Source organism: Pseudarthrobacter linnaei, assembly GCF_055412825.1.
The window spans coordinates 37,780-44,783 of sequence record NZ_JBVAYX010000027.1 but is presented as its reverse complement, the minus strand read 5'-3'; the positions used below and the strand labels follow the sequence as shown (position 1 = coordinate 44,783).

General features: G+C 62.7%; 7 protein-coding genes. 4 read left to right on the top strand and 3 right to left on the bottom strand.

Translation table 11 applies throughout. The features are described from left to right. The first annotated feature begins 672 nt into the window (after positions 1-672). Positions 673-1,269, top strand: coding sequence for a TetR/AcrR family transcriptional regulator (locus tag ACZYZ3_RS17150; protein WP_463965007.1), 597 nt, complete (start codon positions 673-675; stop codon positions 1,267-1,269). Positions 1,270-1,961: 692 nt separating this feature from the next. Continuing rightward, a complete protein-coding gene (locus ACZYZ3_RS17145; RefSeq protein WP_463965006.1) occupies positions 1,962-2,549 on the top strand; it encodes a sigma-70 family RNA polymerase sigma factor in 588 nt (195 codons plus the stop codon). 818 nt (positions 2,550-3,367) lie between these two features. Here ACZYZ3_RS17145 and ACZYZ3_RS17140 read toward each other — a convergent pair. Next, positions 3,368-4,072 carry a hypothetical protein gene (locus ACZYZ3_RS17140; RefSeq protein WP_463965005.1) on the bottom strand — a complete coding sequence of 235 codons (705 nt, stop codon included), beginning with the start codon at positions 4,070-4,072 and terminating at the stop codon, positions 3,368-3,370. 143 nt (positions 4,073-4,215) lie between these two features. On the opposite strand from ACZYZ3_RS17140, the gene ACZYZ3_RS17135 reads away from it, so the two are divergent. Then, the gene (locus tag ACZYZ3_RS17135; RefSeq protein WP_463965004.1) at positions 4,216-4,446 is read left to right on the top strand and encodes a cupredoxin domain-containing protein; all 231 of its coding nucleotides are present in this window, start codon (positions 4,216-4,218) and stop codon (positions 4,444-4,446) included. A 567-nt stretch (positions 4,447-5,013) separates the two neighbouring features. On the opposite strand, the gene ACZYZ3_RS17130 is transcribed toward ACZYZ3_RS17135, so the two are convergent. Beyond that, complete coding sequence (locus ACZYZ3_RS17130; protein WP_463965003.1) at positions 5,014-5,166, bottom strand: hypothetical protein; 153 nt, start codon at positions 5,164-5,166, stop codon at positions 5,014-5,016. Positions 5,167-5,379: 213 nt separating this feature from the next. Here ACZYZ3_RS17130 and ACZYZ3_RS17125 point away from each other — a divergent pair, with 213 nt between their 5' ends. Then, a complete protein-coding gene (locus ACZYZ3_RS17125) occupies positions 5,380-5,622 on the top strand; it encodes a hypothetical protein (protein WP_463965002.1) in 243 nt (80 codons plus the stop codon). On the opposite strand, the gene ACZYZ3_RS17120 is transcribed toward ACZYZ3_RS17125, so the two are convergent. Next, positions 5,591-6,883: an ISL3 family transposase gene (locus ACZYZ3_RS17120; protein WP_463965001.1), complete on the bottom strand. Its 1,293-nt coding sequence runs from the start codon at positions 6,881-6,883 to the stop codon at positions 5,591-5,593. The two genes, ACZYZ3_RS17125 and ACZYZ3_RS17120, sit on opposite strands and share 32 nt — an antisense overlap. Positions 6,884-7,004: the final 121 nt, after the last annotated feature.

Sequence of the window (7,004 nt, the reverse complement as noted above, 5' to 3'; positions counted from 1 at the left end):
GGTTCTCACTGACCATCGCACGATGGCTCACTACGTCACCGGAGCAACGCGCAACTGCGGAGATCTACACCACTCCACGGGACGTAACCGCTGAGTCCATGTCGGACACCCGGTAATCGACGCTTACGGACAAACCGGCGTCCTCCCGGTTCCGGGCGTAGTTGGGAGCGCGCTTCCAAGAAGCACCGGTTCAAACCAAATCGCTGTGAGGGGTCATCGCTGGAGTCCGCCCAAACCGCCGCCGCGATGACGCCTGCGGTGGCAGCGAACACTCCGCCGATCAGCCGGGTACGGCCAGCGACCCGGTCAGCGTTTCGATGTCGCGATCGACAGAATTACCGGTTTCTAGGGGTCGACGCAACAGATGCGTGTTTTTCGGGTTGCTTTCCCGGTGCTTTGAGGCTATCGCAAGGCGGCGGAACTCGGCAGTGGTTCTGTGTAGCAGGTACTTGTGAATGTGTCAGCTCAGACGCGGAGCGCAGCCCAGTGACGGCAGTTTAGGTCGGATGCAGCATGGTTTTCCCAGCCGGATATTTTGAACCGTACTGACCGGTCTGTCTGGTTTGCATGTAGTGTCTGCTGGTGATGGAACACTCTCAAAGCTCCTTAGCTGACCCAATTGGCACCCCTGCCCCTTCACGTCCGTCCCGCGTTGGCGCGCGGGAGCGCATATTGGCTGCCTCCTACGAGTTATTCGCACAGCGTGGCATTCGCGATGTCGGCGTAGCTGAGCTGATTTCGCGCGCTGGGGTTGCCAAGGCCACGTTCTACGGACACTTCACCTCCAAGGATGAGTTGGTCCTGGCCTTCCTGGAACACTGCCATCAGGACCTTACTGTCGAGCAGATCATCGCTGAATGCAGGAAAAGATCCGACGACCCAACAGCCCAGTTGCTGGCGATTTTCGATGTTCTGGACGGGTGGTTTCGCCGGGATGACTTCCAGGCCTGCGCCTTCGTGAGCACCATGCTGGAAATGGGCCCCACCCATCCCTTAGGAGAGGCATCCGTCAGCTATCTGGCCCAGGTAAGGGCCTTCATGCGAACTCTCGCCCAGGAGGCGGGTCTCGATCAGCCGGACGTTTTTGCGCGGTCCTGCCACATCCTGACGAAGGGCTCCATTATCTCAGCGGTCGAAGGAGACAGACAGGCAGCCGTTTGGGCCAAGCGGATGGCCGTTTCCCTCATCTCCAGCCACGGGGGCGTCGCCGCTCAGGCCGGTAGCGGGCTGGCGAAGGCCAGCAACCGAATCCACAACAACCCCACCTGACACACGCTCGGCCGGCGCCCGCGCCGGAAAGTAGTTGATTCGCCTCCGCCTTGTTTCTCCGCCGGACGATGATCCGGCAGTTCCGCTTGGCGTCCTTATCCAGGGCGCCGAGTTTTGAAGCCGCTGTAGCCGAACGGCGGACCACCGCCTCTTGTTGAGAAGAGCCATCATGGCCTATGCAGAGTTCGACCAGTTCCTTCAGGAAGCCACATATTGTGAACAGGAGTCAGACTCGACTCTTGACGGGGACTCCTTGTTTGGCCTCTACACCAGCTGGTGCAGCGTGTCCCACAACTCCACTCGGACGGAGCACACCTTCTGGGCCGCGATGAGGCATCGCGTCGGTCCCGGACAGTGCCTGCGCATGAAGGGACCGGCGGCTGCAGACTACATCCTGACCAGCTACCGGGCCGTGGTGTGAACCCCGCCATGACCACAGCGTCAAGCAGTTACATACCCCGGAACGCGCATCAGCCACGGGGAAATCGCCCCTGGTGCCCAGTGTGTGACACCGACCTGCACCTCGAGGTTGATTCGCCGACCGTTCCGGGTCGGCAGGCAGGCACTCTCGCGGTGGCCGTCCGCTGTTCCAATTGCCGCGGATCCCGGGTCCTGGACACCACAGCAGAGCATCTGGCCGCCCTCTCCGCGCAGCCAACCCGAGGTTGTCGGTTCCCAGATCTGAAGGCGCCATGACCCGTTTAGCTGACCAGAATGTTCCACCTCCGATCGACCAGGCCCGGGACTTTCTGGCCGGTCTGCTGCTGCGCACAGCACAGGGCGATCATCAGGCATTCCGTGAGTTCTACCTCCGCACATCCCGCCAGGTCACAGGAGTGGTCCAGCGCGTCATCATTGACCGGGAGCTCAGCGCGGAAGTGGTCCAGGAAATATACATCGTCGTCTGGCAGGACGCAGCAAAATACCAGCCGAACACTGGCACTCCGACGGCCTGGCTGATGACCATCGCCCACCGACGGGCAGTCGACAAAGTCCGGGCAAACCAAAGTAGCCGCACCCGTGACCATCGATGGGCTGCGACCGCGCCAAACGCCTACGACGGCGTCCTCGATGCCGTGGCAGACAAGATGGACGCCCGGACCCTCATCGCCTCGTTGTCATGCCTATCGGCTCTGCAGCGCGAATCCATTGTCCTTGCCTATTTCGGTTCGTTGACCTACCGGGAGATCTCCGTAAAACTCTGCGTACCGCTGCCCACGGTCAAATCCAGAATCAGGGACGGCCTCCAAAGGCTCAGGACCCAACTCAAAGCTGTATAGCCAAGCGCCACCTGGAACGGCTAAGCCCCTGGATAATCTGGCCCGCCAGCAGCGCCCTGACGAACGATATCTTTAGTCCGTCGCAGTCCATGCCCTGATGGCGCCGCGCATGCGGTGTGCCCTGCCGTCCCCGCGACGCCAGCCGGGCCCGTTCGGATCCCTGAGGACTGAAAGCCGATTGTTTAACGAACTTGCTCGGCCACTCGGCGGGGCTCCACCCTACGGCCAAACTGGGCCGTCCGTATCCGACGCCGGGGAGCGCGCAGCGTCGAGTTCTCCCGTAATCGGCCCGTCCATACCCAGCCGCCACTCGGCTGTAAGAGAATGCGTGGAACTAGTTCGTGCTACTCCTGGACGTCGACGTCGAAATCCGGCGGGTCAGGGCTAGAAGATGTTGTGTTGTGCGGTACCGCCCTTGGAACAAGCCGATCAGCATCGCCCCGGCTGGTGCCCCGCGAACTCAAGCTGGTCGTATCGGCTGGTGCGGCCAGGGACGAAGCCAAGGATGCCGGCAGGGAGGTCCTGTGCCGACGGCGAGTGTTGCTATCTCTTAACGAGCCACTGCGTCCTGCCGTTTTCTGCAGCCTGGGCACGAGGGCCGGAACAGCTTGCTCCTGTCGTTCGGATCCGGCCCAGTAGCGGATGGCACTGACTGCGACACGCCTCACCAAATACTGTTTCCGTCGCCGCGGCTGCCGCGCCCGGACATGTCAATGGTCCGCCCCACACGGCAGGGCGGACCATCGGAGTCATGTTGTACGCACCCATTGCACGCATCGGCACGGACACCTGTGCTGGATCAGGGCCCGAGGGGTGTGCTAGTGGCGTTCGAGGACTCCGCATACTGCCGGGTCGGTGGCCTCTGCCGGGAGGTCCGGGTTCAGCTCGCTGGCGCCTTCCGGGTTGCTGAAGTTGTACGTGCCGTTTTCGTCGTAGTCCAATCCGTGAATGACTAGGACGCCCTCACCGTCGCGGATGGCCTCGGCGATCTGCTTGGCGGTGCCCGTACCGCCGGTACCGGGGTAACCCGTACCCCCCACGTCGGTGAACGCGATGTTATTGCGGCTGTAGTTGTAGCGGCCATCCTTCGAAACCGGAAAACGCGTGACGTCAAGGAAGCTCGCTGGCGTGGTGTCGCCGCTCGTGTTCAGGGACACGACGACCGGCCCGTAAGCGGGAACGCCCTCCACGGTGTTCAAGCGCCCGTCGTTATTGGTATCCAGTTCGAGCGTGGGGCACTCGTTCAGAGCCTGCTCGCCGTAGTGGATGTGCTGGGCGTGGGGGGCATCAGGGGTCAGACCCTTGGCGTGCACCTCGATGTGCTTGATCGTTTCACCGCGAACGACGGCGGTCGCCGTGCCTGAGGCTCCGGAGCCATTGAGCTGTTTCAGCTTGGCGGTCAGGGTGACGGTTTTCTCTTCGGATTTGGAATCATGGGCCTGGGCGGGCACCACTGTCAGGGTGGTGGCAGCGATTAAAGCAACGGCTGAGGCCCCAAGGGCCACTACAGATGTTCGATTCACAATGCACTCCTCGATCAGGCCAGTGAGGAAATCCCGCTGGCCTATTGTGATTCGGAACACATGGTGCTTCGGATTGGCCTGAGCAATAACGCGACTCAACTAACAGCCCGGGCACTTCATCCGCTGCGGCTCCGGCAGAAATTTTGATCAAGGGCTTCCAATACCAGGGTGCGGAATCCGTAAGCCCCGGAGCGACAGTCAGTGTCACCAACGAAGACATCGAAGCGCACACCATCACCGCGGACACCGGGAACGCGTTCGACGCCATCATCAGAGTCAGCACCGGCACCTTCACCGCCCCAACAGAACCAGGAACCTACACGTACCACTGCATCTTCCGCGGCAACATGAAAGGCACCCTCACCGTGAAATAACACTGGAGTGTTTTGCCTGTCGCATGGCCCGAGCTGTCTCACCTAGCGAGCAGGGCCCAATCTCTGACGTATGTTGCCGAAAGCGTGCCGACTCCAACCGACCAGAATAGTGCGCTAGCCGAGCCGGCAGTGCGCACAGCTCGTTGCAAGCCTGTTCGCATCGGCGGCGGGCACGGCGGAGACGATGCACTGGCATGCATGCGGTATGTCGTATGCTGTGCCATAAGCCTCTCTCGCATTGCATCCGTAACGATTACAACGAGACGACTTTGACGCACCGCAGGCCCCGGTGGAGCTTGCGGAACCGGGGCTAGACGGGGTGGAGCGGACGCCTAGAATCCGGAAAAATCTCAATGATGTTGTCAACGGATGGTGGCGCGCCGCTGGGGTGTCCCGGCCGTTGGTGGCCGGGGCACCTGAGCGCTTCTAGTCAGTCCATCCGGGGTAGGGTTTCCGGTCCTGGTCGGGCAGTTCGGCGGCTGTGGTGGGGAGGTTGTCAGGTCCGTCGGACTGGCCGGAGGCCCAGTGGAAGAACACCTCGGCGGTAATCGCTTCAAAGCACGCGTCCTAGGACCGGAACCAGTAGGTCGCGGTGTCACCCTCGACGTAGGTGCCGTAGCCGAACAGTTCCCCGGTCCTGTCGCGGGTGCGGGTGACGGCGAAGATGATGTAGGGCCAGGATCCGGCGTCCCAGCCCTCACTGCCCCAGTTCGGCAGCACGGACCATGCGGTGCCCTCGAGGGTGTCTGGGCTGCTGCGGGGATTTCGGGCAGCGGATTGAGTGGTTTCTTCTACGCTGCCAAGGCTGGCTGTTGATAACCGGCTCTTCGTGGTTCGTGGGGAATTGAGTTCGTGTCGTTGAAGACAAGAGGGCCCGTGGCCCTGCTGGGATGAGTGTGTCTAAGCATTCAACCTGGAACAGGACCACGAGCCTTGAACGAGCCTACCGGGGTCGCAGCCGACGCTGCCACCATCCTTTTCAACCTGCCCGACTACCGCGTCGTCTCCACCACCGACGCTGCCGGCCGTCGGCAGGTCATCGTCGAAACCAGCCAGCCGCCGGGCTGCCCGAGCTGCGGTGTGATTTCCTCCCGGCGTAAGGGGCTCTTCAAGGTTCGTGGGGAAATGGATTCCCGGATGAGTGTCATGCCGCCGTCCGGGCGGCACTTCTCATGAGAATAACCGATTTGTAGTTGCCGGCGTTTCGGTAGCCGCGTGCGGTGCGTTTGATGTGCTTGATGCCGGTGTTGTTGGCTTCGACCTTGCCGGTGGTGGCGCCGGTGACGATGAGGACTTCGATCTCGTTCCACCAGCGGCAGATCGTGCGGTAGAGCTTGTTTGTCTCGGGCCGTCCGGCTTCCTCGACCAAAACCTTCAGGTCCTCTTTCGCGGCCGCAGCGCCGGCCAGGGAGTTCGAGCGCAGCAGCACCCTGAGCTGCTCCTTGACCTTCCACACGGCTTGGAGCTTGCCGGTCGGGTCGTCGGCGGCGAAGACCTCAGCCAGCCGGTGAGCTGCCTTCTCGGAGAGCGCGTCGCCAGCCCGCAGGAGCAGCATCCGATGGGCCCAGGCCTTGTCGACGCCGCGGCCGCGGCGGCCCTTGACCTGCTGGGACAGGTTCTGTCTGGCCTCGGTCATGGCCTGGTTGCCGAGGGAGACCAGATGGAAATGGTCGACCGCGACAGCGGTGCGCGGAAGCCACATCCTCAACGCTTTGCGGAACGCAGCCGACGGGTCGATCGCGACGACCTGCACCCCCAGACGCCACTGAAGCGGCCGGGCGAAGAGCCAGTCGCCGACGCCCTTGTGGTCCCGGCCGTCGACCACGCCCAGTACCTGCCCGGTGTCCAGGTCCACGATGGTCGTCATCCACGGTTCGTGCCGGATCCAAGATGCCGAGTCAGGGTCCCGGAAGTACCGCACGGACCGGAACCGGTGTTCATCGATGCCCAGCATCCGCGGGCTGAGCTCATCCACGTCCGGCAGGGTGAGGAGGCAGGCTTCGGTCAACGCGGCACGGACCATCCACCAAGACACCGCGAACGCGGCGGCAGTCTCGGACACGGCCCGGCCGGAGCTGATGACCGCGTCAACGACGTGGTCCCGGAGCCGCCCGGTGGAGCGGGCACGGCGCGGAACCTGGGCGGTGGATTCGAAAAACGAGAGCCGGGCACACTTGGGCTCCTCGCAGTACCAGCGGTACTTGGACCAGAGGACCTCCACGGCGCCGGCGACCGGGATGTCCCGGATCCGCTGGAAGCGACGTTCCTTCCGCCGCGTCGCGACGACACCGCAGCTGGGGCAGCCCGGCGGCTGGTCCGTTTCAACGATGATCTGGCGCCGGCCGTCCTCCAGCACGGCTGCCGAGATGACGGTGTAGTCGGGCAGGTTGAAGATGCTGGTGGCAGCGGCGGCCGCTACCCCGGTAGGCTCAATCAAGGCTCGTGGTCCTGTTCCTGGTTGAATGCTAGACACACTCATCCCAGCAGGGCCACGGGCCCTTTTTTTAGCTACGACACGAAATCATTTCCCCACGAACCTTGAAGAGCCCGCTAACCAA